At 58.3% G+C, this 23,814-nt stretch carries 20 protein-coding genes; all 20 read left to right on the top strand.

All coding sequences use genetic code 11. From position 1 onward, the window contains the following. Nucleotide 1 precedes the first annotated feature (1 nt). The 20 genes from tssM (at nucleotide 2) to EXW94_RS05810 (ending at nucleotide 23,805) form a co-directional block, all read left to right on the top strand. Nucleotides 2–3,622: a type VI secretion system membrane subunit TssM gene (gene tssM, locus EXW94_RS05905; RefSeq protein ID WP_174339717.1), complete on the top strand. Its 3,621-nt coding sequence runs from the start codon at nucleotides 2–4 to the stop codon at nucleotides 3,620–3,622. Between the two features lie 16 nt (nucleotides 3,623–3,638). Continuing rightward, on the top strand, nucleotides 3,639–4,355 hold the full coding sequence (tagF, locus tag EXW94_RS05900) for a type VI secretion system-associated protein TagF (RefSeq protein ID WP_174339716.1): 717 nt from the start codon (nucleotides 3,639–3,641) through the stop codon (nucleotides 4,353–4,355). An 11-nt stretch (nucleotides 4,356–4,366) separates the two neighbouring features. Continuing rightward, entirely contained in the window at nucleotides 4,367–5,383 is a 1,017-nt protein-coding gene (gene tssA, locus EXW94_RS05895) for a type VI secretion system protein TssA (protein WP_120158023.1), read from the top strand. 75 nt (nucleotides 5,384–5,458) lie between these two features. Further along, on the top strand, nucleotides 5,459–5,983 hold the full coding sequence (tssB, locus tag EXW94_RS05890; RefSeq protein WP_010432827.1) for a type VI secretion system contractile sheath small subunit: 525 nt from the start codon (nucleotides 5,459–5,461) through the stop codon (nucleotides 5,981–5,983). A 3-nt stretch (nucleotides 5,984–5,986) separates the two neighbouring features. Further along, a complete protein-coding gene (gene tssC, locus EXW94_RS05885; protein ID WP_028018712.1) occupies nucleotides 5,987–7,486 on the top strand; it encodes a type VI secretion system contractile sheath large subunit in 1,500 nt (499 codons plus the stop codon). A 349-nt stretch (nucleotides 7,487–7,835) separates the two neighbouring features. After that, nucleotides 7,836–8,240 carry a Rap1a/Tai family immunity protein gene (locus EXW94_RS05880; protein ID WP_226347761.1) on the top strand — a complete coding sequence of 135 codons (405 nt, stop codon included), beginning with the start codon at nucleotides 7,836–7,838 and terminating at the stop codon, nucleotides 8,238–8,240. Next, nucleotides 8,237–8,731: a T6SS effector amidase Tae4 family protein gene (locus tag EXW94_RS05875; RefSeq protein WP_108417628.1), complete on the top strand. Its 495-nt coding sequence runs from the start codon at nucleotides 8,237–8,239 to the stop codon at nucleotides 8,729–8,731. The genes EXW94_RS05880 and EXW94_RS05875 overlap by 4 nt, the downstream gene beginning before the upstream one ends. Nucleotides 8,732–8,758: 27 nt before the next feature. Beyond that, nucleotides 8,759–9,184, top strand: coding sequence for a T6SS amidase immunity protein Tai4 family protein (locus EXW94_RS05870; protein WP_174339715.1), 426 nt, complete (start codon nucleotides 8,759–8,761; stop codon nucleotides 9,182–9,184). Between the two features lie 180 nt (nucleotides 9,185–9,364). Next, a complete protein-coding gene (locus EXW94_RS05865; protein ID WP_010432842.1) occupies nucleotides 9,365–9,847 on the top strand; it encodes a type VI secretion system tube protein Hcp in 483 nt (160 codons plus the stop codon). A gap of 67 nt (nucleotides 9,848–9,914) precedes the next feature. Beyond that, nucleotides 9,915–10,322 (top strand): putative T6SS immunity periplasmic lipoprotein, encoded by a 408-nt coding sequence (locus tag EXW94_RS05860; RefSeq protein ID WP_174339714.1) that lies wholly within the window; start codon nucleotides 9,915–9,917, stop codon nucleotides 10,320–10,322. Nucleotides 10,323–10,404: 82 nt separating this feature from the next. Further along, on the top strand, nucleotides 10,405–12,168 hold the full coding sequence (gene tagH / locus EXW94_RS05855) for a type VI secretion system-associated FHA domain protein TagH (protein ID WP_174339713.1): 1,764 nt from the start codon (nucleotides 10,405–10,407) through the stop codon (nucleotides 12,166–12,168). Next, complete coding sequence (locus EXW94_RS05850; protein ID WP_042714629.1) at nucleotides 12,165–12,962, top strand: PP2C family serine/threonine-protein phosphatase; 798 nt, start codon at nucleotides 12,165–12,167, stop codon at nucleotides 12,960–12,962. The genes tagH and EXW94_RS05850 overlap by 4 nt, the downstream gene beginning before the upstream one ends. 16 nt (nucleotides 12,963–12,978) lie before the next feature. Beyond that, entirely contained in the window at nucleotides 12,979–13,965 is a 987-nt protein-coding gene (locus EXW94_RS05845; protein WP_042714631.1) for a hypothetical protein, read from the top strand. 9 nt (nucleotides 13,966–13,974) lie between these two features. Beyond that, nucleotides 13,975–14,787, top strand: coding sequence for a type VI secretion system accessory protein TagJ (locus tag EXW94_RS05840; RefSeq protein WP_042714633.1), 813 nt, complete (start codon nucleotides 13,975–13,977; stop codon nucleotides 14,785–14,787). Continuing rightward, a complete protein-coding gene (gene tssE / locus EXW94_RS05835) occupies nucleotides 14,780–15,343 on the top strand; it encodes a type VI secretion system baseplate subunit TssE (RefSeq protein WP_010432861.1) in 564 nt (187 codons plus the stop codon). Before EXW94_RS05840 ends, tssE begins: the two co-directional genes overlap by 8 nt. 2 nt (nucleotides 15,344–15,345) lie before the next feature. Further along, nucleotides 15,346–17,217 (top strand): type VI secretion system baseplate subunit TssF, encoded by a 1,872-nt coding sequence (gene tssF, locus EXW94_RS05830; protein WP_120158030.1) that lies wholly within the window; start codon nucleotides 15,346–15,348, stop codon nucleotides 17,215–17,217. Next, nucleotides 17,214–18,257 carry a type VI secretion system baseplate subunit TssG gene (tssG, locus tag EXW94_RS05825; RefSeq protein ID WP_174339712.1) on the top strand — a complete coding sequence of 348 codons (1,044 nt, stop codon included), beginning with the start codon at nucleotides 17,214–17,216 and terminating at the stop codon, nucleotides 18,255–18,257. Before tssF ends, tssG begins: the two co-directional genes overlap by 4 nt. 38 nt (nucleotides 18,258–18,295) lie before the next feature. Then, complete coding sequence (gene tssH / locus EXW94_RS05820; RefSeq protein ID WP_174339711.1) at nucleotides 18,296–20,911, top strand: type VI secretion system ATPase TssH; 2,616 nt, start codon at nucleotides 18,296–18,298, stop codon at nucleotides 20,909–20,911. Between the two features lie 24 nt (nucleotides 20,912–20,935). Next, a complete protein-coding gene (locus EXW94_RS05815) occupies nucleotides 20,936–22,354 on the top strand; it encodes a serine/threonine-protein kinase (protein ID WP_174339710.1) in 1,419 nt (472 codons plus the stop codon). Between the two features lie 32 nt (nucleotides 22,355–22,386). Next, on the top strand, nucleotides 22,387–23,805 hold the full coding sequence (locus EXW94_RS05810; protein ID WP_174339709.1) for a phospholipase: 1,419 nt from the start codon (nucleotides 22,387–22,389) through the stop codon (nucleotides 23,803–23,805). Nucleotides 23,806–23,814: the final 9 nt, after the last annotated feature.

Genomic DNA, 23,814 nt, shown 5'->3' with positions numbered 1-23,814 from the left:
GATGCTGACTACTCTTCTTTCCATACTGACCAATCGCATTCTGTGGAGCTTCCTCGGCGTAACGGCGCTCGCGGCGGTGATCTGGATGATTGGTCCGCTGTTGTCCATCGTGGATACCCGCCCGCTTGAATCTGAACAGAACCGCGTTATCAGTATCGCAGTGGTGTACCTGATCTGGGCCCAGAGCCACATTCTGCCCCGGCTGTATAACGCCTGGCTGAACCGCAAGCTGATGGACAGGCTCAACGAGAACACCACTAAAGCGGACGCGGCCGATCCGCAGAAACGCCTGAATAACGAGGAGCAGATCCTTGCAGGTCGTTTCGACGAAGCCGCGCAGATGCTGAAAAAAGCCCACTTCAGTAAGGCGGGCCACAGCGCGCAGTGGACGCAGCGTTTCAGCACGCAGTATCTCTATCAGCTGCCGTGGTACGTCATCATCGGCGCGCCGGGCTCCGGGAAAACCACCGCGCTGGCCAACTCCGGGCTGCAGTTCCCGCTGGCGGATCGCTTCGGTAAAACCGCGCTGCGGGGCATCGGCGGCACGCGCAACTGCGACTGGTGGTTCACCAACGAGGCTGTCCTGCTGGATACTGCCGGACGTTACACCACGCAGGAGAGCGAACAGGTTCAGGACGCCGGGGAATGGCTGGAGTTCATCAACCTGCTGCGTAAATATCGGCGTCGCCAGCCGATCAACGGTGTGATTATCACCATCAGCATTTCCGACCTGCTCACGCAGTCCGCTGAGGCGTCCCGCCAGCAGGCGGTGAACCTGCGCCAGCGTCTTTCCGAGCTGCATGAACAGCTGGGCATCCGCTTCCCGGTGTACGTGATGGTGACCAAGGCTGACCTGCTCAAGGGCTTCCGCGCCTGGTTTGCCGATTACGACAAAGCGCAGCGCGACCAGATCTGGGGCTTTACGCTGCCGTGGGAGCAGACCAAACACGCGGATTACGACCTGATGGGCAACTTCCAGCAGGAGTTTTCTCTGCTCCAGCAGCGCCTGGATGCCGGTCTGCCGGAGACCATGCTCAAGGAGCATGACGGTAAAACCCGTGCGGAAGCCTATCTCTTCCCGCAGGAGTTCGCCGCGCTGCGCCCGCTGCTGGCGGATTACCTGAGCACGGTCTTTGCCCGTTCAAACTTTGAAACCGAATTCTCGCCGCGCGGCATTTACTTTGCCAGCGGCACCCAGGAAGGCATGCCGTTTGACCGCGTGATGGGCGAGCTTAACCGCGCGCTCTCTCTGCCGGAAGGGGCCGAAAGCGATAACTGGGATTCCGTCAGCAAAGAAGCCCCCATCCCGGGCGCGAAAGGCCAGAGTTTCTTTATCAAGAATCTGCTGCAAAACGTCATTTTCCAGGAAGCGGGCATTGCCGGAGAAAACCGCTGGTGGGAACTGCGCAACCGGGCGGTGATCTGGTCTGGTTACGCGGCGCTGCTGGCCCTGCTGGTGATTTTGGGCGGGCTGTGGCTGACCAGTTACGCCAAAAACAAGGCGTATCTGGAAGAGGTTGACGCCAAAGTGCCGGTGCTGGAACAGCAGAGTAAGGCGCTGCAAAATCAACCTCAGCGCGATCTCTTTGCGCTTCTGCCGCTGCTTAACGGGCTGGTGGACCTGCCGAAGAGCGACGCCTTTGACGTTAACGACCCGCCGGTCTCCCGCCGCATGGGGCTTTACCGTGGGGATGACGTCAGCGATGCCTCGCAGTCTCTGTATCAGAAAGCGCTGGATCAGATGTTGCTCCCCGCCGTGACGATGCACATCACCACCTGGCTGCGCAACGACAACGGCAGCGACGTGGAATACAGCTACGAAGCGTTAAAAGCCTATCAGATGCTCTATCAGCCGAAGCACTATGACGGCAAATTCCTGCACTCCTGGGTGATGCTCAACCTGCAGCGCAACCTGCCGCAGGACGTCACTCAGGCGCAGCTTCAGCAGCTTGAATGGCATCTGACCCAGCTGCTGGAACCCAAAATTCAGGCTTCACCCTATGCGCTGGATGAATCCCTGGTCGCGCGGGAAAGGGCGCTCATCAACCAGCAGCCGCTCTCGACACGCGTATACGGTCGCCTGAAGCGCCTGCTTGAGCATGACGAAAACCTCAAGCCGGTCTCGCTTTCCGATCTCGGCGGCCCGCAGAGCGAGCTGGTCTTTTCCCGCAAAAGCGGCAAGCCGGTCAGCGAAGGCGTGCCGGGTCTGTATACCCCGGACGGCTACTGGAAAAGCTTTAACGGCCAGATCGACAGCGTGACGACCGCCCTGCATGAAGATGACGCCTGGGTATTAGGTGCCACCACGGCCCAGGAAGATAAACAGCAGATCGATAACGCGGTGCGCCAGCTTTACATGCGTGACTTTATCGCCAACTGGGATCGCTTTCTCGCCGACATTCAGCTCAACAGCAGTGCCGATCTCTCCCAGCGTATCAACACCGCGCGCCTGCTCTCCGGGGCAAACTCACCGCTGCGCCGTCTGGTGCTGAACCTGAGCCAGGTGCTGACGCTATCGCGCAATGCGCCTGCGCCAGAAGATGCCGGGAAAGCGGAAGCGCAGAGCAACCGTGCTACCCGCACGCTGCAGGCGCTGTTCAGTAACAGCGATGCGGCGCCAACGCAGGGTGCGGTAGCGGTACAGGCACCGGAGCAGCTGGTGACTGACCACTATGCGCCGATGATTGAGCTGGCGCAGCCGCTGGAGAAAGGCGGAAAGACCATTGTGTTTGACGATTTTCTCAAGCAGGTGGACGAGCTGTATCGCTACCTGACCGCCGTTCAGGACGCGGCCAACAGCGGGATGCCTGCGCCGGGCGGCGACGCAATTAGCCGTCTGCAGGCCAGCGCGGGACGTCTGCCGGGCGGGCTGCAAACCATGTTCAGCAATATGGCCGTGGGTGCCAGCAGCGATACCCAGCGACGCGATCTGGAAAACGTGCGTAAACGCATTAACGTGGAAGTGGGCGGTTTCTGCCGTCAGGCGATTGCCGGTCGCTACCCGCTGGTGCGCAGCGCCAGCACGGAAGTGACGCCTGACGATCTCGCCCGCATGTTTGCACCCGGCACCGGGCTGATGGACACCTTTTTCCGCGATAACCTGACCAACAAAGTCGATACCACCCAGGCGAACTGGCGCTTTATGCCGGGGATCGACGGTAAAACCCTGCCGGGCAGCGAAGGGCTGCTGCGCCCGTTCCAGCAGGCACAGTCAATCCGCGATGCCTTCTTTGCCAACGGGGCGACAACGCCGTCCTATAAGGTCACGGTGCGCACCGTGCGGATGGATAACACCATTCTGAATCTGACGCTGGACGTTGACGGCCAGCTGTTGCGCTACAGCCACGGCCCTCAGGCGGTGCAGATCATGAACTGGCCGGGTCCGGGCGGCACCAACCAGGTGCGTATGCAGCTCGGTCTGGCAAACGGCAGTACGGCATCTCTGGTGACTAACGGATCCTGGGCGCTGAACCGCTTTTTCGATAAAGCCCGGACCAGTCCTGGCGCGGGTAGCCTGAGCCGTCAGGCCACCTTCAACGTCGACGGTCATCAGGTCACGCTGGAGTTTGCGCCAAACAGCATTCGCAACCCGTTCCAGCTTCCCCGTTTCTCATGCCCATAACCGCAAGGACAGCCGTATGACGAATACCCCTGCGATGAACCGCTACAGCTGGTATGGCAAATTACCCAGCGCCGGTGACTTTTTGCAGCGTCGCTTTCCTGACACCCTTCAGCGCCAGTGGTCACACTGGTTTCAGGTCGGCCTGCTGGCCTGGCAACAGGAAGAGCAGCGCAGCGGTGAGCGCCAGTTTACGAAAGCCCCGGTGTGGAATTTTGTCGTTCCGCCCATGCTGGGCAGCCAGATGATCCAGATGGGCTGCCTGCTGCCGGGACGTGACAGTGTGGGTCGCCACTACCCGGTCTGCATTCAGCTGAGCTTTAGTCCCGCCGAATGGTCATCGCGCCTGCTCGGTCAGGCCGAAAGCTGGTACCAACAGCTGGGTCGTCTGGGCCTGCACGCGGTGCGCAACGGTTTTTCCGCCTCACAGCTTGACGAGATGTTGATGAGTATCCCGGCGCCGCAGCCCGTTGAGCCACAAAAGCGATCCGACATTCTGGACGTGATTGGCTATGACGATGACGGCCAAAGCACGCTGGGCTGGCCGCAGGCGGCAGAGTGTTTTGACCCGCTGCGTCAGGCCAGCTTCTGGTGGACGAACCGCTGCGACGGCTACCCGCTCTACACGCACGTCCACAGCGGCAACTTTACCGGGCAGCTCTTTACGCTGCTGTTCGATCCGGCAGGCGGCGCCCGACCGGGTCGTCACGGTCTTTATCCGCCTATGTTTGAATAAGCAGGGATCTCATGAATATCGAAGAATTTCTCGCGCCGATAAGCCCCGACAAACCCTGTGGCGAAAATCTGGAGTACGACGCTGATTTCCAGATCATGAATCAGGCAAGTCAGGGGAAAGCGGAACAGCAGTTTGGCGACACCATTATTCCGGCAGAGCCCGCTGACTGGAACACGGTAGAAAAATTCGCTACCAGCCTGCTGACCCGCACCAAAGATCTTCGCGTCCTGCTGGCATTAACCCATGCCTGGACACGTCGCCGTGGACTCGCGGGCTATGCAGACGGGCTGTTACTGGTGCAGGAAGCGCTGACCCGTTACTGGGAGCAACTCTACCCGCTGCTGGAAGAGTATGGCGAAACCGATCCGTTCTACCGCATCAACGCCCTCGCCGGGCTGAGCGATAAATCTGACCTCACCGTCGCGGTACGCAACGCTTCGCTACTCCGCTCGAACGGGGATGAAATTTCGCTTCGGGACGCGCAGGCGCTGCTCGACGGCAGTAAAACGGAATGCCCTGACTATCCCGGCGGCCGCCCAAGGCTGATTGACGAGCTGGCGCGCGGCGACCAGCCCGGCACCGCAGCGGTCATTGTGATTAACGAACGGCTGCTGGCCATTCGCGATCTGCTCACCGGGTATCTCGGTGAAAGCGGCGTACCGGAGATGGAACAGCTGCTGAAAACTGTTGGGCTGGTCGCCAGCGCCTGTCAGGTGACCGACATCAGCAAGCTGCTGCCGAATCGTGAGGCGCAGGCTGAACCCCAGGTTGAGCAGCAATCGGCGGTAACGCAGCCCGTTCAGCAGGTCACCGACTGGCGCAGCGTGCAGGTCACCAGCCGCGCCGACGCCCAGCTGATGCTGGAAAAAGCGAAACAGTATTTTGCGCAGTACGAACCGAGCCATCCCGCACCGCTGATGATTGAGCGGGTGCAGCGGCTGTCTGAACTTAACTTTATGGACATTATTCGCGACCTGGCGCCAGACGGCGTTAACCAACTGGAAAACATCTTTGGACGCCGCGAATAACGCGTCCTGGCATTATGACGACAGGCATGGAGCCTGTCGTTTCACCTTCACCGCGCATCTTTGATGGAGAACATCATGGCAATGAGTAACAGTGGACAGAAATTCATCGCACGTAACCGTGCTCCCCGCGTCCAGATCGAGTACGACGTAGAGATCTACGGTGCAGAACGTAAAATTCAGCTGCCGTTTGTGATGGGCGTCATGGCCGATCTGGTCGGTAAACCGGTAGAAAACCTGCCTGCCGTCGATGAGCGTAAATTCCTTGAAATCGACATCGATAACTTTGATGAACGCATGAAGGCGCTGAAGCCGCGCGTGGCGTTTAACGTGGATAACACCCTGACGGGCGAAGGCAAACTGAATGTTGATCTGACCTTCGACAGCATGGACGACTTCCTGCCGGATGCGGTGGCCCGCAAGGTTGAGCCGCTGAACAAGCTGCTGGAAGCGCGTACCCAGCTCTCTAACCTGCTGACCTACATGGACGGCAAAAATGGTGCAGAAGAGCTGATCGCAAAAATTCTGCAGGATCCGACGCTGCTCAAATCTCTGAGCCAGTTGCCGAAAAATGACGAAAGCGCGAAAGGTAGCGAGGAATAATCGATGAGCAACCAGACTCAACAACACGAGCAGCAGGCGGGTCAGGCGTTCAGCCAGGATGAGTTCAGCGCGCTGCTGAACAAAGAGTTCCGCCCGAAAACCGATCAGGCGCGCTCCGCCGTAGAAAGCGCGGTCAAAACCCTGGCGCAGCAGGCGCTGGAAAATACCGTCACCTTCTCTAACGACACCTACCGCACCATTCAGAACCTGATTGCCGGTATCGACGAGCAGCTGTCGCAGCAGGTGAATCAGATCATTCACCACGACGAGTTTCAGAAGCTGGAGAGCGCATGGCGCGGCCTGAGCTACCTGGTGAACAACACTGAAACTGATGAGATGCTGAAGATCCGCTTTATGAGCATCTCCAAGCAGGAGCTGGGACGCACCCTGAAGCGCTACAAGGGCGTGGGCTGGGACCAGAGCCCGATCTTCAAGAAGATCTACGAGCAGGAGTACGGTCAGTTCGGTGGCGAGCCGTTTGGCTGCATCGTGGGCGACTACTACTTCGACCACAGCCCGCAGGACGTTGAGCTGCTGGGTGAAATGGCGCGCATCGGCTCTGCGGCACACTGTCCGTTTATCACCGGTACCGCACCGGGCGTGATGCAGATGGAGTCCTGGCAGGAGCTGGCTAATCCGCGCGACCTGACCAAGATCTTCCAGAACACCGAATACGCGGCCTGGCGTTCACTGCGTGAATCCGAAGATGCCCGCTATCTGGGTCTGGTGATGCCGCGCTTCCTGTCGCGTCTGCCGTACGGCATTCGCACCAACCCGGTGGACAGCTTTGACTTTGAAGAGCAGACCGACGGCGCTAACCACAACAGCTACTCCTGGGCGAACGCCGCCTATGCGATGGCGGCCAACATCAACCGCTCCTTCAAAGAGTACGGCTGGTGTACCTCGATTCGCGGCGTGGAGTCCGGCGGGGCGGTGGAGAACCTGCCGTGCCACACCTTCCCGAGCGATGACGGCGGCGTGGACATGAAGTGCCCGACCGAGATCGCCATCAGCGATCGTCGTGAAGCCGAGCTGGCGAAAAACGGCTTTATGCCGCTGGTTCACCGCAAAAACTCCGACTTTGCCGCCTTTATTGGCGCGCAGTCGCTGCAAAAACCGGCCGAATACCACGATCCGGATGCCACCGCCAACGCGCGTCTGGCCTCTCGCCTGCCGTACCTGTTCGCCTGCTGCCGTTTTGCCCACTACCTGAAGTGCATCGTGCGCGACAAAATCGGCTCCTTCCGCGAGCGCGAAGAGATGGAGCGCTGGCTGAACGACTGGGTAATGAACTACGTGGACGGTGACCCGGCTAACTCCTCCCAGGAGACCAAGTCCCGTAAGCCGCTGGCGGCTGCGGAAGTGCAGGTGCAGGAGATTGAAGACAACCCGGGCTACTACGCCGCGAAGTTCTTCCTGCGTCCACACTACCAGCTGGAGGGGCTGACCGTTTCCCTGCGTCTGGTGTCTAAACTGCCGTCGCTGAAGACGAAAGACGCGTAATGATAATTGCCGGCCCGTAAGGGCCGGCACTATGACGTTGAATATGAAAAAGATAATGAATTTGAAGGAAAATTCTTGGTGAAAAAATTCATTATCTATTTCATCGCTTATTTATTGCTTTTGATTTCGGCAATGATGTTTTTTACCGCATGCGGTTACTACCTGTTGATATTTGACTGGCAACAGGGTGTTTTGAGAGCGATATTGCACGTACTTTTGCTTGTCGGATGTATTGCTCTCGCGATGTGCATATACGCTACCGGTGAGAAAATCAAAAAGCGTTGTTAATCCTTCACTGACCACGTTTAGTTATGCTGAAAGAGAAATCTAATCTGGAGCAGGAGAAACAATGAAGTTACTTACCCTACATGTTTTGCTGTTTACCGGTCTGTTGGGAGCGACGCCACTATGGGCTGCTAATGGCCAGAATGACTCATCAAATCTTCTACGCGACCCTAATACGCTGTCCCGTAATGATGTACGAATGAGCGGGGAAAAGTTTCTTTTAGCGTGGCTCGCAAAAGATAACGAGCAGGAGCAGCTTAAAGCGAATATGTACCTGCTTGGGGTAATGGATGCGACGGAGGGCAAATCCTGGTGTGGATATACGGTCGCGTTGCCCGGTTCATTACGAGAGAGCATTTACAGCTATTTCAGAAAATTGCCTGAAAACCGTAAGAAAGAAGCTGCATCATCATTAATCACCGAGGCTCTCGCGCAGGATTTACCGTGCAAAAAAGGAGTTCAACCATGAAACCGTTGTATGCACAGTTAAAAGCACAACATTACTCCTCTAACGAAGCCCGTCCGGGTTATGTCCCTCGGGATGATCTCTTTAATGAAATAGGTTACGACGCAAGCGTGCTCATTAAGTCCAATCCAGGATATATGAATACTTGCGCAGTGCGAATGAGTCTTGCTCTCTTAAAGTGTGATGTTAAATTTGAAGGACGTTTGGCTATAAAGAGTGGGCCATATAAGGGTAAAAAAATTGAACCTGGTGCGAAGCTTTTAGCTGACCAGCTCTATAAAGCGAGTGTGTTTGGCAAGGCAGAAATCTATACTGATATTCGTGAGGCAGGTCAAAAACTCCGTAACCGTAAAGGTGTGATTTTCTTCAACCGTATAACTAATTACAACGGTGGACACATCGACCTATTGGAGCCGGTAGGAGATAACATGATGCAGTGCAATTCCGATTGTTATACAGACTGTAAAGAGATTTGGTTCTGGGAACTGAGATAGCGTCATAGCGCAAATAAAGATATCGCCATGTTTAAAAAACCACTTTGCCTGTTTCTTTTTCTGACTAGTTGCTCATCTTATTCTGCTAACACGGACCTTCAATTCTTTCATCAACAAACTTACAGGCAGGTGATGAAAGATTACGTTTTGGCTCGCTGTCTTGCTGAGGTGGCAGATGAAGGTGGTCAGTTTTCTGCTGATGCAGGGCTCAGTGCAAGCGCACTCCTGGAGTGGATGCCCTTCGATGTTGAAAATGGCATGGAGAAAATTGAGGCTGTTATAAATAAATATAAAGACGAAAAGAACAGCTTTCACTCTGAACGTTCACAAAAAATCAAAGGCGTAACTTTAAATTGTCTCCGTCTTTATCATAGCGACGAACTGAATAAAATGGTTTCTCAGGTAATAGTTGGCGATCCTGACCGTAGCTGGATCCAGGATAACCCGCAGTAGTAAAAGACTTCACATTCTTTCTGTTCATTCAGGGGGAATGTAAGACTGTCAAATGACACGGGTCATTTGATGTGAGGCAGAGGTAAAATATGGACGGTTTTATTCAGCCCCATGCTTTCCTGTTTGCCATATAAGTGCTTTTTCGAAAGCAATATTGTTCATCCACGAAGAGTAGATATTATGGCTATTGATATGTTTCTGAAGGTCGAGGGTGTTACGGGCGAATCTAAAGATTCTAACCACACCGGCTGGACTGATATTACCTCCTTCTCCTGGGGCGCTTCCCAGCCGGGTAATATGAGCGTTGGCGGTGGCGGCGGTGCCGGTAAAGTAAACTTTAACGACCTGCACGTTAACGCGCTGATCGACAAATCCACTACAGCAGTCCTGAAACACTGCGCAAGCGGTAAGCACCTGACCAAAGTTGAACTGTCCGTCTGCAAAGCGGGTGGCCAGCAGGTTGAATACACTCGCATCACCCTGGAAGACGTTCTGGTGACTTCCGTTCAGTACACCGGTGCAGACAACGGCGATACCGTTGGTGTGACCTACGCATTCCAGGCTGCGAAAGTGAAACAGCAGTACTGGGAGCAGACCACTGCCGGTGGTAAAGGTGCTGAAAGCAGCGCTGGCTGGAACATCAAAGAGAACAAAGAAGCGTAATAGAGTATGTGGCCGGGGAGTTTTCCCCGGTCTTTATCAACCTAAAGAGCCCTAAGGATTGGCGGGCATGGTTATGCAAAAGTTATTCGGTGAGTTTGCAGTCACGTTAATGGCCAGCGCCTGTGTGTCGCATCCAGCACAATATCAGTCGCTTACGGTTACGCTAAAGAACAACGAACCCTGCTTTGCTATTCCCGCTAACTCCGGGTTAGACGCGCCTGTCACCAGCCATTCGCCCACCATAATGAAACGCGCGGGAAATGAATGGAAAGCGATATCGCCGCCGTCAACGTTTAGCCCTGAGGTGACGTTAACGACCCAACAGTGTCACCAGTGGAAGGGAATAGCGTGGCAAGCTGGAGAATATGATGTTGCCCTGAAGGTGTCAGGGAAAAACGATTCTATTCGCTATGCTGCCCGTTTCACCTTACAAGAAGGTCCTTCAGGCCAGTTTAAGCTTACGCAGACTGAATAGAATGTGTTAATCCCCAAACGCCGCCGTTCTCGCCCCGAGAGCGGCAGCGTTTGAGCGCTAATCATACCAGCAGGAATACGCCATGCGATTCACGATTATTTCTACGAAACCCGGTCATCAGCCGCCTCAGAGCAGCTGTGATTTTTACGCCCCGGGCGGCACCATTGGGCGCGGTACGGATAACAATCTGGTATTGCCGGACAATGACCGCACCATCTCGCGTCTGCAGGCCATTGTTCACGTTGACGCCAATGGCGAATGTCGCGTTACTAACCGTGGCAGCGTTACGCGCGTGGTATTGAACGATATTCCACTGGAACGCGGGCGTCAGGTTGAACTGCAGGATGGAGACGTTCTGGGTATTGATGACTACCGCATTGAAGTGGCTGAAATTATTCACGACACGCAGCCGGTGAGCCGCATGGCGGCCAGCATGCAGCAGCAGGTTCGTCCAGCCGCGCCAGCACCTGCGTCGCAGCCGAAACCGGCGAGTGCCGCACCGCGCGGGAAAGCCGAGCCGACCGCCGTGCCAACGGAGATCTGGGATAGTCTGATGCAGGAGTTCTCCATCTCCGACAGCATCTCCAGCAACCGCACAAAACCTCAGCCTGCGGCATCACAGGATCCGTTCTCCCAGCCTGCTGCGCCGGAGCGTAACGCTGAAGATCCGCTGGCGATGTTCAACGACAGCGATCCGAAGCTTGAGCGTAAGAACGTTGACCCGGATACGCTGTTCAGCGATGAAGCCTTGTTCAAAAAAGAGAGCATCTTTGACGACATTACGCCCTCAACGCTGGTGCCGCCGGTTGAAACTAAGCCAGCCGAGCCTAAAGAAGAGGCGGCGGATGAGCTCGATCCACTGGCCCTGTTTGGCGGCACGGCCAGCGCGCCCGCCGCGCGTAATGATGACCCTCTCGGGCTGATGGGCGGTGCACCGTTGACGCATCCGGATGACATTGCCGACGACAGGCCGGAGCCAACGCCTGCGCCGGTTGAGGAAGAGGATGTCCTCGCCGATTCTCCGCTGTTCGCCCCTGAGCCGCAGGAAGCCCCGCGTGCTGTTGAAGAAGAGCCCGCGCGACCTGATTACGCAGGTTTCACCATGCCGACCCCGCAGGCCGTTGCGCGCAGTAGCGCTCAGGCACCGAAGGGCCGCCTGCGCATCGACCCGGTCAATAACGCGGCCTCCCCAACCGCCACGGCTAACAGCGGCGAGAAAGGCGACGTGTTGCAGGGCGAGCTGCTGGAGGCGCTGCTGGAAGGCATGGGCCTGAGCGAAATGCAGCCTGTCCCGCAGTTTGACCGTGAGAATATGCGTCAGCTGGGGCAGATCCTCGGCATGTTCTCTCAGGGCACCGTGGCGCTGCTTTCCTCGCGCTCCATCCTCAAGCGCGGCGTGAAAGCCGATATGACCATGGTGCTGGACGATGCCAACAACCCGTTCAAGCTGCTGCCGACCGGCAAAACCGTCCTGATCCAGATGTTCGGCACGCCGATGCCGGGCTTTATGCCGCCAACAAAATCCGTGCGCGACGCGTTGATCGATCTGCAGGCGCACCAGCTGGGCATGATCTCCGGTATTCGCGCCATCATCGCCGCAATGCTGCAGTCCTTTAACCCGGAACAACTGGAAGAGCAGGCGAAGCAGAACGGCATGACCTCCCGTCTGGCGCTGCCGGGCAGCCGTAAAGCCGCCCTGTGGGACTACTTTGTTCGCAGCTATGGCGAGACGGCAGGCGAGATTGAGGATGACTTCCACACCCTGTTTGGCGAGGCCTTCCTTCATGCGTACGACATGGAGGTGAATCAGTACAAAGACTCACAGAGCGGATCGGAAGACAAATGAATATCGCAACGGCTTCTCTCTCCCGCCAGGGGACGCGCGCCAGCAACCAGGATCAGACGGGAGAAACCATAGGGGAACGTTCAGCCTGCTTTGTCGTCTGTGACGGCATCGCGGGTTTGCCGGGCGGTGAAGTGGCCGCTGAGCTGGCCCGCAACAGCATCATTTCCCGCTTTGATGGCGACAAGCACCTGAATGCGCAGCATATTCGCGACTATGTGCAAACGGCGAACCGCACCATTCTCAGCGAACAGCAGGCGGTTCAGGATTACCGTCGAATGGGCACAACGCTGGTGAGCCTGTTCATTGACCGGGATTACCGTCTGGCCTACTGGGCGCACGCCGGAGACAGCCGCCTGTATCTGTTTCGCCGCGGCTGGCTGTGGCATGTCACCACCGACCACAGCCTGGTGCAGCAGATGAAGGATGCGGGGCATCAGACCGACGATCTCAACAGCAACCTGCTGTACCTCGCGCTGGGGATTGAAAACGGTGGGCCGGAAGCGAGCTACAGCGACGTGGTGCAGGTGGAAGACGGCGATGCCTTTTTACTCTGCACCGACGGGTTCTGGCACGGCGTCAGCGAAGAACAAATGAAGCAGTCGCTGCATATGGTCAATACGCCGCAGGAGTGGCTGACCTTAATGAACCAAATCATTCAAAAGAATGGCGAGCAGGAGGGGAATGCTCAGGACAACTATACGGCCCTTGCGGTATGGATGGGCGACCCTCAGGACACCACTTTGCTGCATACGCTCTCTGACGCAGCGCAATTTCTTCCCTGCGGAACTGATTAGACACACAAGGAACGATATGAAACTTTGGCTATCGGGTTTAGCACTTCTGGCGGTGACCTCCACCGCGCAGGCTGAGAATTTCCGCATCGTGCAGTCCCCTGCGCAGAAGCTGGATATCTGGATCGACAACATCAAAGACAACACGCCGCAGAGCTGGTGTAAGCCTGAAGTGGCGCTGCGTATTGTGGCAAACGGCAAGAAAGACGTTTCCGTGCTGGAAAACTTTGTGCCGCGTCTTGGCTCACTGCTGGAACATCAGTGCAGCAAAGTGAATAAACTCAGCTGGACGCTTAACGATCCGGCGGGCGTCACGCTGGCGGAGGGTACCGCAGGGAAAGCGCAGGATTGGGCGCTGGTGGTGAAACAGGAACAGGCGGCTCCGGCCAGTACCGCCGCCAGCGGCGCGCTGCTGCCGCCGGATCAGAACGCTGAAGCCCGCACCGTGGCTGCTGACCGCACGCCGTGGCAGGAGTTTACCCTTCAGGACGGCTGCCATCTGCGGACGTTCTGGGAAGGCGGAGCCTCCGCACCGGCACTGTTCATCCCGGACACCGACACCACCCGCTGCGGCAACGGCAGTTGGCTGAGCGGTCATACCGTTATCTCTCAGACTCGCAACGGCGAGCAGAAAGAGATGGCGGTGACTTACATTCACGGTTTCCCGGTCATGGGCCTGAACAAAAGCGCCGATCCTGAAAACGCCCTGATCACCTCCGTCAACAAAGAACGCATGGTGTTCAGCACGCAGAACAGCGATCAAAGCTGGATGATCCTTCCCTACGACAACGCCCTCAACGGCTGGAAAAGCAACGGCACCGTGGCGGTAGAGATCTCCCGCGAGATCGCCAGTGATGACGCCAAACTGCAGGCGCGCATTGCCGAAGTCAAACAGACCTGGGGCGCGTGGGTGACACCGGGTACCTCGCTGAATATTGTCCTGATTGACACCCTGCGTCCTCAGCTGCGCGATCCGGCAGTGGGCGCATGGCGCGCGGCAAACTAAGGAGTGGCGATGAATACGCTCTATCAACACCTGGCGGGTGAGCCGCTCAGCGATGCGCTGCGTCGTCTGGAAGCCGATATCAAAGTCCGTCCGGCGGATGCCGATCTCCGCGCCGCGTTTGTACAGTTTCTGATCCTCAGCGGCAACTGGACCCGCGCCCTGACCCAGCTGAAAAGCTGGGTGGCGCTGAAGCCCCAGGCGAAGCCTACCGTTACCCTGCTGGAGCAATCCATTCAGGGCGAGCTGCAGCGCGCGCAGGTGATGGCAGGACAGGCGCGTCCGGCCATGCCTGAAACCCAATGGCCGTGGCTGACAACCCTGGCCGCGGCGCTGAGCGAGGAGGGCGAACGCGCCAGTGCGCTGCGTCTGGACGCCCTTGAGACGGCGCAGGCAAACCCTGGTCAGATCACTCTCGAAAATGATGAGACGCAGGCGTTTGGCTGGCTGATGGACGGCGATGCCCGCCTCGGCCCGGTGTGCGAAACCATCGTGAACGGCCGTTATTTCTGGCTGCCGTTTAGCGCTATCGCTGAGATCCGTTTTCAGGCGCCTGCCAGCGTCACCGATCTGGTCTGGCGTCACGCGCTGGTGCGCCTGACCGACGGTACGGAGCAGGTGTGTCAAATCCCGGCGCGCTATCCGTTTGCTGAAGACGCTTCGGATGCCGTCATGCTCGGGCGTACGACTGAATGGTTGCCGCTTGACGCTGACGGTACGCTGTACGAAGGCCGGGGCCAGAAGGCGTGGCTGAGCGAACAAAGCGAATACCCGCTGCTTTCCCTGAACCTCGTGACGTTTGCGACGGATGGAGCCGATGAGTAATCCCGCTGGCGAAGGCGATCTGCTGCGCAGCGGCTGGCAGGCACGCAGCAAGCAGGAGAAGGTGGGGGCGCGCGACAAAATGCAGCCCTCGCTGCTGGATCGTCTCACCGATAACGACCCGGAAAAAAAACGCGAGTCGGCCAACAGCAATCTGATCACTCACGCCGCCCTGCGCCGCAATGTGCTGCGCGATCTGCAGTGGCTGTTTAACACCATCAACCACGATGCCTCCGGCGATTTGAGCGCCTTGCCGCACGTGAACCGCTCGGTGGTCAACTTCGGCGTCGCACCGTTGGCCGGGAAAAGAATGTCGGATATCGAATGGCACGATATTCAGCGCAAGCTCACCGAGGCCATCATCAATTTTGAACCGCGCATTTTACCCCAGGGGCTGCAGGTCCGCTGCGTGTCGGATACCTCCTCGCTGGATCTGCACAACGTGCTCTCCATCGAAATCAAAGGGCGTCTGTGGTGCGTGCCGTACCCGCTGGAGTTTCTGTTTCGTACCGATGTCGATCTGGAAAACGGCCATTTTGAACTGAAAGATGCGGGGTAATCATGGAAAGTAAACTGCTCGAATACTACAACCGTGAGCTGGCCTACCTGCGCGAAATGGGGGCCGAGTTTGCCGAACGCTACCCAAAAGTCGCCGGACGGCTGGGCATGCGCGGCATCGAAGTGGCGGACCCGTATACCGAACGTCTGATGGAGGGCTTCGCCTTCCTGACCTCCCGCGTGCAGATGAAAATGGACGCGGAGTTTCCGCGCTTCTCCCAGCGTCTGCTGGAGATGATTGCGCCTAACTATCTCGCGCCCACGCCGTCGATGGCGATCGCGGAGATTGAGCCCGACAGCAGCCGGGGTGACCTGAGCAAGGGCTTCATTGTGCCGCGCGGTACCATGATGGACAGCCTGGCGCTCAAGAAGACCGGCGTGACCTGCAGCTATACCACGGCGCACGAGGTCAACCTGCTGCCGCTGAAAATCGACAGGGTCGAGCTGGGCGGCGTGCCCGCCGATCTGCCGCTCGCGCAGCTGGGGCTGAGCCAGCGGGGGATCAACAGCGCCTTGCGGATCCGCATCGCCTGCGACGGCCCGCAAAACCTCGGGCACCTGGATTTCGACCGTCTGGAATTCTTCCTCGGCGGCCCGGATATTGAAGCGCTGAAGCTGCTGGAGCTGGTGATGGAGCACCACGCCGGGATCGTCTGTCAGACGGTCAGCCCGCAGCCGCAGCGACAGCTGCTGGCGTCTGACGCGCTGCGCCAGGAGGGCTTTGAGCCTGATCAGGCGCTGCTCCCGGACGATCTGCGTAACTTTGACGGCTACCGTCTGCTGCAGGAGTATTTCGCGTTTCCGGCCCGCTTCCGCTTCATCAGCCTCAGTGGTCTGAGCAAGCTGATTCAGCGTTGTGAAAACGAAAAAGCCTTTGATATTTTCATCCTGCTGGATAAGTCGGATGAACAGCTGGAGCGCGTGGTCGATGCCAGCCATCTGGCGCTGCACTGTACGCCGGTCATCAACCTGTTCCCTAAGGTCGCGGCGCGTCAGAAGCTGAACGAAGGCCAGCATGAATACCATCTGGTGGTCGATAACATTCGTCCGCTGGATTATGAAATTTACGCGGTCAAAAAAATCTATGGCAGCGCAGACGGCCAGCGTGATGACCAGACGTTTCGTCCATTCTGGAGCACCTGGAGCGGCGATGCGGGCAACTACGGGGCCTATTTTTCCCTGCGTCGCGAACAGCGCGTGCTTTCCGAGCACGCCCTGCGCTACGGCACCCGTACCGGCTATATTGGCTCGGAGGTCTTTATTTCGCTGGTGGATGAACAGCACGCCCCCTGGCAGGAAAACCTGCGCTATATCTCTGCCGAGGTGCTCTGCACCAGCCGCGACCTACCGCTGATGCTGCAGCAGGAGCTCGGGCAGTTCATTATGGCCGACTCCATGCCGGTGAAATCCCTCACCCTGCGTAAAGGGCCGACGCCGCCGCGTCCGGCGCTGGCCGAAGGGTTCAGCACCTGGCGGCTCATCAGCCAGCTGCAGATGAACTACCTCAGCCTGATGGACAGCGAAAACGAAGACGGCGCGGCCGCGCTGCGCCAGCTGTTAGGGCTGTACGCCAACCTGGCTGAAACGCCCGTTGCGCGTCAGGTGGAGGGGGTACGCCACTGCGTGCTGGAGCCGGTTCACCGCCGCGTACCTGAACCCGGCCCGGTCGTTTTCGCCCGCGGGATCGGCATTACCCTGATGGTGGATGAGCGAGCCTTTTCCGGCGCCAGCCCGTGGCTCTTCGGCAGCGTAATGGAGCGTCTCTTTGCCCGCCTGGTGTCCATCAACAGCTTTACGGAGTTCACCCTGAAGAGTCAGCAGCGCGGCGAGATTGGCTACTGGGCACCGCGCATGGGTAAAAGGGCGCTTATATGAGTGACGCTGCCACTGCACCGCTGCGCGTGCATCGCCTGACCCGGCTGCCGGATACGTTCTGGCAAGGGGTTCGTGAGACGCCCTGGCGCTACGATCTGTTTCAGCTGTTAAGGCGCATTGATGCCCAGGGCGGCGAGCGCTATCCGCTGGGACGCGCGCCGCTGCCGAAATTTGAGCCGCTGCGCATCGGCCAGCAGCCGTCGATGAGTTTTGCGCCGTCGACGCTGGCCCAGGTACGTCAGCGGGAGGAAAGCGGGCTGCATGAGGTGTCTATCCTCAGCTTCGGCCTGTTTGGCCCGAACGGCCCGCTGCCGGTCCACATGACCGAATATGCCCGCGAGCGTATTTATCATCATCAGGACACCAGCCTCAGCGCGTTTGCCGATCTGTTCCACCACCGCCTTGCGCTGCTGTTTTACCGCGCCTGGGCGGATGCGCAACCGGCGGTCTCTCTGGATCGCGCCGATAACAAGCGCTTTGAGGGCTACCTGGCGTCGCTGATTGGTATGGGGCAGCCGGGGCAGATGAACAAAGGCAGCCTGAACTCGCATGCACGCTTTACCCACGCCGGACACCTGACCCGTAACGGGCGGGATCCGGAGGGGCTGGAGAAGATCCTGCGCAACTATTTTAAAGCGCCGGTCAAGCTGGTCAGCAACGTGCCGCAGTGGATGCCGCTTTCCACGCGCGAGCAGGCGCAGCTGGGAGCAGGGCGCCGCATGCCTCGCATGGGTGAGTCCGCCTTTCTCGGCGTCGCCGTCCGCGACGTTCAGCATAAGTTTCGCATCGACATTGGCCCGCTGAGCGCGGAGGAGTACAACCGCTTTCTGCCGGGAGAAGCGTGGGTCACCGAGCTGCGCGACTGGGTGCGTCAGTACGCCGGGGTGGAGTTTGAATGGGAAACGCGGGTGATCCTGCGTGAAGACGCGGTGCATGGCACCACGCTCGGCAGCAATGGGCGATTAGGCTACAACACCTGGCTGGGCCGTCAGCCGCAGCCTGTCCCGCGTGGCGATCTGGTGTATCGCGCAGAGCGGTAATCCTTCCGTATACCGAATTATTGTTAATGGAAACTAACATGTCAGAAATTAGCCGTGCCGTGCTTTTCGGCAAACTGGATACGCTGTTATTTACCTCTCTGGAAAGCGCCACTGCGTTCTGCAAGCTGCGCGGCAACCCCTATGTTGAGCTGGTGCACTGGCTGCATCAGCTGATGCAGCAGCAGGATGGCGATCTGCAGCAGGTCATCCGCCACTTTGCTCTTGATGAACAGCAGCTGACGCGCGATATCGTTGCGGCGCTGGATGTCCTTCCGCGCGGGGCGAGTTCCGTTTCCGATCTCTCCGAACATATCGACAGCGCCGTGGAGCGCGCCTGGGTCTTCGGCTCGCTGAAGTTTGGCGTCAGCCGTATTCGCGGCGGCCATTTGCTGATCGGCATGCTTAAAACCTGGAACCTGGCTAACGTGCTGAAAAGCATCTCGTCACAGTTCACCCGCCTGAACGTCGAGGTGCTGATTGAGCAGTTCGACGCTATCTGCGCCAACAGCAAAGAGACGCAGCAGGCCGCAGCCGCAGCCGATGCACCGGCGGGTGCGGTACCGGCTGCGCAGGGGACGCTGGCCCAGTACGGCCAGGACCTGACCGCCCGCGCTCGCGAAGGGAAGATTGACCCGGTTGTCGGGCGCGACGAGGAGATCCGCCAGATGGTGGATATCCTGATGCGTCGCCGCCAGAACAACCCGCTGCTGACCGGGGAAGCCGGGGTTGGCAAAACGGCGGTGGTGGAAGGGCTGGCGCTGCGTATCGCCGACGGCGACGTGCCGGAGCCGCTGCAAAATATCCAGCTGTGGCTGCTGGATATCGGCATGCTGCAGGCTGGCGCAGGCATGAAAGGCGAGTTTGAAGCCCGTCTGCAGGCGCTCATTAATGAAGTCCAGTCCAGCGCAACGCCGATTATTCTGTTCATCGATGAGATCCATACCCTGATTGGCGCAGGCGGCCAGCAGGGGACCGGCGATGCGGCGAACCTGCTCAAGCCAGCGCTGGCGCGCGGTCAGCTGCGCACCATCGGGGCCACCACCTGGGCGGAATACAAAAAGTACATCGAAAAAGACCCGGCGCTGACCCGTCGTTTCCAGACGGTGCAGGTGCATGAGCCGGACGAAGCGAAAGCCATTCTGATGCTGCGCAGCACCGTGTCGCCGCTGGAGACGCACCACCAGGTGCTGCTGCTCGACGAAGCGGTCAGCGCGGCGGTCAAGCTGTCGCATCGCTACATCCCGGCGCGTCAGCTGCCGGACAAAGCCGTTGCGCTGCTCGATACCGCCTGCGCCCGCGTCGCGGTCAGCCAGAGCGCGCCGCCCGCGGAGCTGGAAGACTGCCTGCGCCACCTTGCCGCGCTGGACGTGGAAATTGAGATCGCTGAGCGCGAAACGCGCGTCGGTGCCGGTGACGCTGAGCGCGTAGCGACGTTACGCGCAGAACGCGACGCGTACGAAACAAAACGCGAATCTCTGGCTCAGCGCTGGGAAGAAGAACGCAGCCTGGTGCAGGAGATTATTCGCCTGCGCGCGGCGCTGTTCGCGGCGGGCGATGAAGATAGCGCCGAGCTGCGCAGCCAGCTGGCGGAACAGCAGCAGGCGCTGAACGCCTTACAGGGCGATGAACCGCTGCTGTTTGCGGCTGTGGATGAAAACGTGGTGGCCGCGGTGGTCTCTGACTGGACCGGGATCCCGCTGGGCCGGATGGTGAAAAACGAGATCGACGCGGTGCTGAACCTTGCTGACACGCTGAACCAGCGCGTTATTGGACAGCGTCACGGTCTGGATCTCATTGCCCGCCGCGTGAAAACCTCGCGAGCGAAGCTTGACGATCCCAACAAACCGGTGGGCGTCTTTATGCTGTGCGGCCCGTCCGGCGTCGGTAAAACCGAAACCGCGCTGGCGCTCGCGGAATCCCTGTACGGCGGCGAGCAGAACGTTATCACCATCAACATGAGTGAGTTCCAGGAAGCGCACACCGTTTCCACCTTAAAAGGTGCGCCTCCGGGGTACGTAGGGTATGGTGAAGGCGGGGTGTTGACCGAGGCCGTGCGCCGCCGCCCGTACAGCGTGGTGCTGCTGGACGAAATTGAAAAAGCGCACCCGGACGTCCACGAGATCTTCTTCCAGGTCTTTGATAAAGGCTGGATGGAAGACGGCGAGGGGCGCCATATTGATTTCCGTAACACCATCATTATTCTGACGTCTAATGTCGGTACCGACCTGATTAGCGCGATGTGCGCCGATCCGGAGCTGATGCCGGAGCCTGACGCGTTAAGCGGCGCGCTGCGCCAGCCGCTGCTGGAGGTGTTCCCACCGGCGCTGCTGGGCCGTCTGCTGGTGGTGCCGTACTATCCGCTCAGCGACGAGATGCTGGGGCTGATTGTTCGTCTGCAGCTCAAGCGCATTCAGCGCCGTCTGGAAGAGAATCACAGCATTATTTCTGAGTTTGACGACAGCGTGGTGGAACAGATTGTTCAGCGCTGTACCGAGGTGGAGTCCGGTGGCCGCATGGTGGATGCTATTCTGACCAACACCTTACTGCCTCAGATGAGCCAGATCTTACTTACCGCCAGCCGCAGCGACGAGCAGTACCGACGTCTGCACGTCACCTGCGAGCAGGGCGAGTTTCACTGTCAGTTTGCCGCGTAATAATCATCAAGAGAACTGTAAAAGATGACGGATAATGATAACAATCGGACTGTCCCAAACGCGCTCCCGGTCGGGTACCGCTTCAACGAGTTTGAAATCAAAGAGGTGATCGGCGGCGGCGGTTTTGGTATTGTCTATCGCGCGTGGGATCACCAGCTCGAACGCACTATCGCTATCAAAGAATTTATGCCTTCCTCGCTCGCCGTGCGCGGCGATGACATGACCCTCGTGCTGCGCAGTGAGCGCTTTGGCAAAGCGTTTTCCGCCGGCCTGAACAGCTTTATTCAGGAAGCCCGTCTGCTGGCGCGCTTCAACCACCCGAACCTGCTGCACGTCCTGCGCTTCTGGGTGCAAAACGACACGGCCTACATGGGGACGCTGTTTTACAGCGGCACCACGCTTTCACGCCTGCGTGAAGAAAAGCCGGAGCTGATCAACGAGGCGTGGATCCGCCGCACGCTGCCGATGCTGTTCGGCGCGATCAAAACCATTCACGACGAAGGCTATCTGCACCGCGATATCTCTCTGGATAACATTCAGATCCAGGATAACGGCCTGCCGGTGCTGCTCGATTTCGGCTCCGCGCGCCGCACCATCGGTAACCTCTCTGACGAAACGGAAACCATGCTGCGCCCGGGCTTTGCGCCGATTGAGCAGTACACCGACGACAACGAAAGCGAGCAGGGTCCGTGGACGGATATCTACGCCCTCGGTGCCGTGCTGCGTACCCTGATCGTGGGATCGCCGCCGCCGGTCAGCGTGGTGCGCTCTATCCAGGATACCTGCAAACCGCTGGTGGAAATCATGCCGCAGGGTTATTCCATCCCGCTGCTGCAGGCTATTGACCGCGCGCTGGCGCTGCACATGGAGGACCGTCCGCAGTCTATCGACGAGTTCGCGGCGCTGATTGAGATGCCGGTCGCCGGTATCAACGATGTGCTGACCGCCAAAAAAACCGGCACCATGCTGGTTCCGGTAGAGGAAGAGAAACCAGCTTCGGCGCTTGACTGGCGCCGCTACAAGATCCCGGGCATGGTTGCCGCTGGCGTGCTGGTGGGCATTGTCGCCGGAGCCATGCTGTTTAGCGGCGGCGGTCAGGATGCGCCCGAGCAGGCGGCGCAGGCACCGGCAGAGACGCGTCCGGCTGAAACCGCCGCGAAAACGCCAGACGTGAAGCCGGAAACGGAGAAGGTTAGCGAGCAGGCGGCGGAACAGACTCCACCACCTGTCGCCAGCCCGGTCGCGCTGGTCTATATCCGTATCCAGGACGGCGAAACGCTGAAAGTGAACGGCGAGCCAAAAGCGCTGCGTCCGGCGACCAACGGTTATGCATCGCTCAAGCTGCCAGCCGGAGAGGTGAAGATTGAACTGCAGGGCAACGGGAGAACGCGTACCCAGACGCTGGATATTGCCAAGCCGGGTACCTGGCTGGTGAATCCGTAAGTCAGGCAGGGACAGGGAACAGGACGGAGCGAATGTATAACATTAAGTTTGTCTATCTTTTCAGCGAGAACGTCTCGCCAGCGCTTTTTGCGAAAATTATCCGCCCGTCCGTCGCCGGGCAGTGGATTATGTCGGTGCCCGACAATTCGCTGCGCTCGCTGTTCACGCGCTACGATTTGCTGTACTCCATTACCGGTGCAAATCCGTATCAGTCAGGTCGCGATACCCGCAAGCTGATTGCGCAGGATCTCGACATGGGCAGGATCGTGGCTATCGACGAGAGTTTTCGCAACTGGTCGTCAGTGACTGAGATGTTTTATATCAATGCCGATGGGCGATTACAGGCTGCTTCAAATACGGGTCTGGGCTGGTATCCGGAGAGCACTATCGTTGAACGTTACGAAACCATGGTGCGCACCTATGGTTCCCGCCCCGCGCCAACGGAGCTGCCGACGCAGGTGGTGAAATCCAAAGCGGCGCAGGTGCCTGACCAGCCGACGCCGGGCAAAGACGGTAAAACCTATGCCTCTCAGTTGCAGAATATGACCAAAGCCGAACGCTGGCAGGCCCGTAAGGACCTGATTGCGAAGGGCAGCAACAGTCTCTATCCGGATGCGCAGATCGCGGCTAAACGGCTAGCGGCGAATAATATTGCCGTGGAGAAAGCGAAGCTTGCGGAAAATGTTTATAAGACCGTAAACCCGCTGGAAACAACGCCGGGCGTGCCGGAGGGGTGGACGGATATTAGTAATGACGCAGCGGCGCTGAAGAAGCTTGGGCTGAACAGCAAATCACTTTTCGACAATACAGCCTCTCCTGATTTTCTGGCCCGCGTATATCAACCCGACCCAGAGGTGTTTGGTCGTGATATGAACCCAACGTTGGTTTTCAGAGGATCACGGCAACCCGAATTTTTCCCCATGAAGAACATGGCTGACTGGAAAAATAACGGTGCGCAAGGGCTCGGAATGGCGTCAGATTATTATAAAAGAGCAGTGGGTCTTGGCGAACAACTCGCTAAATCCGGTCAACAAGTGGACATTGCGGGCCACTCTTTAGGGGGCGGATTAGCGTCTGCTACCGCGATGGCCAGCGGTATGCCGGGATGGACCTTCAATGCGGCCGGTCTAAATTCAGGTACCGTAGAGAAATACGGCGGAAGTTTGTTGGGCAGTACCGAAAATATTCAGGCTTACCGGGTTGAAGGTGAACTGCTGACAAAAATTCAGGAAGTTAACCTTTGGGAAGATTTCAAAACGGTTAAAGGACACGTGCCTGCGCTGATAGCCAAAGAAGAGCTTTCTGCCGTCATGCCTAACGCTGCCGGAATTGCACACGACCTTCCGGGGGGAACGGGAGGTGCTCTCGATCGCCATGGCATCGATCAGGCGATTAACTGTATTGAGCAACAGAAAGATGAAGACATCGCAATTATCGGGAGTCGCGCGTGAAATCATTGA

The sequence above is a fragment of the Enterobacter sp. JMULE2 genome (assembly GCF_013337145.1).
Lineage (GTDB): Bacteria > Pseudomonadota > Gammaproteobacteria > Enterobacterales > Enterobacteriaceae > Enterobacter > Enterobacter mori.
The sequence above is the reverse complement of the archived record's forward strand: the minus strand, read 5'-3'. Positions and strand labels throughout refer to the sequence as shown.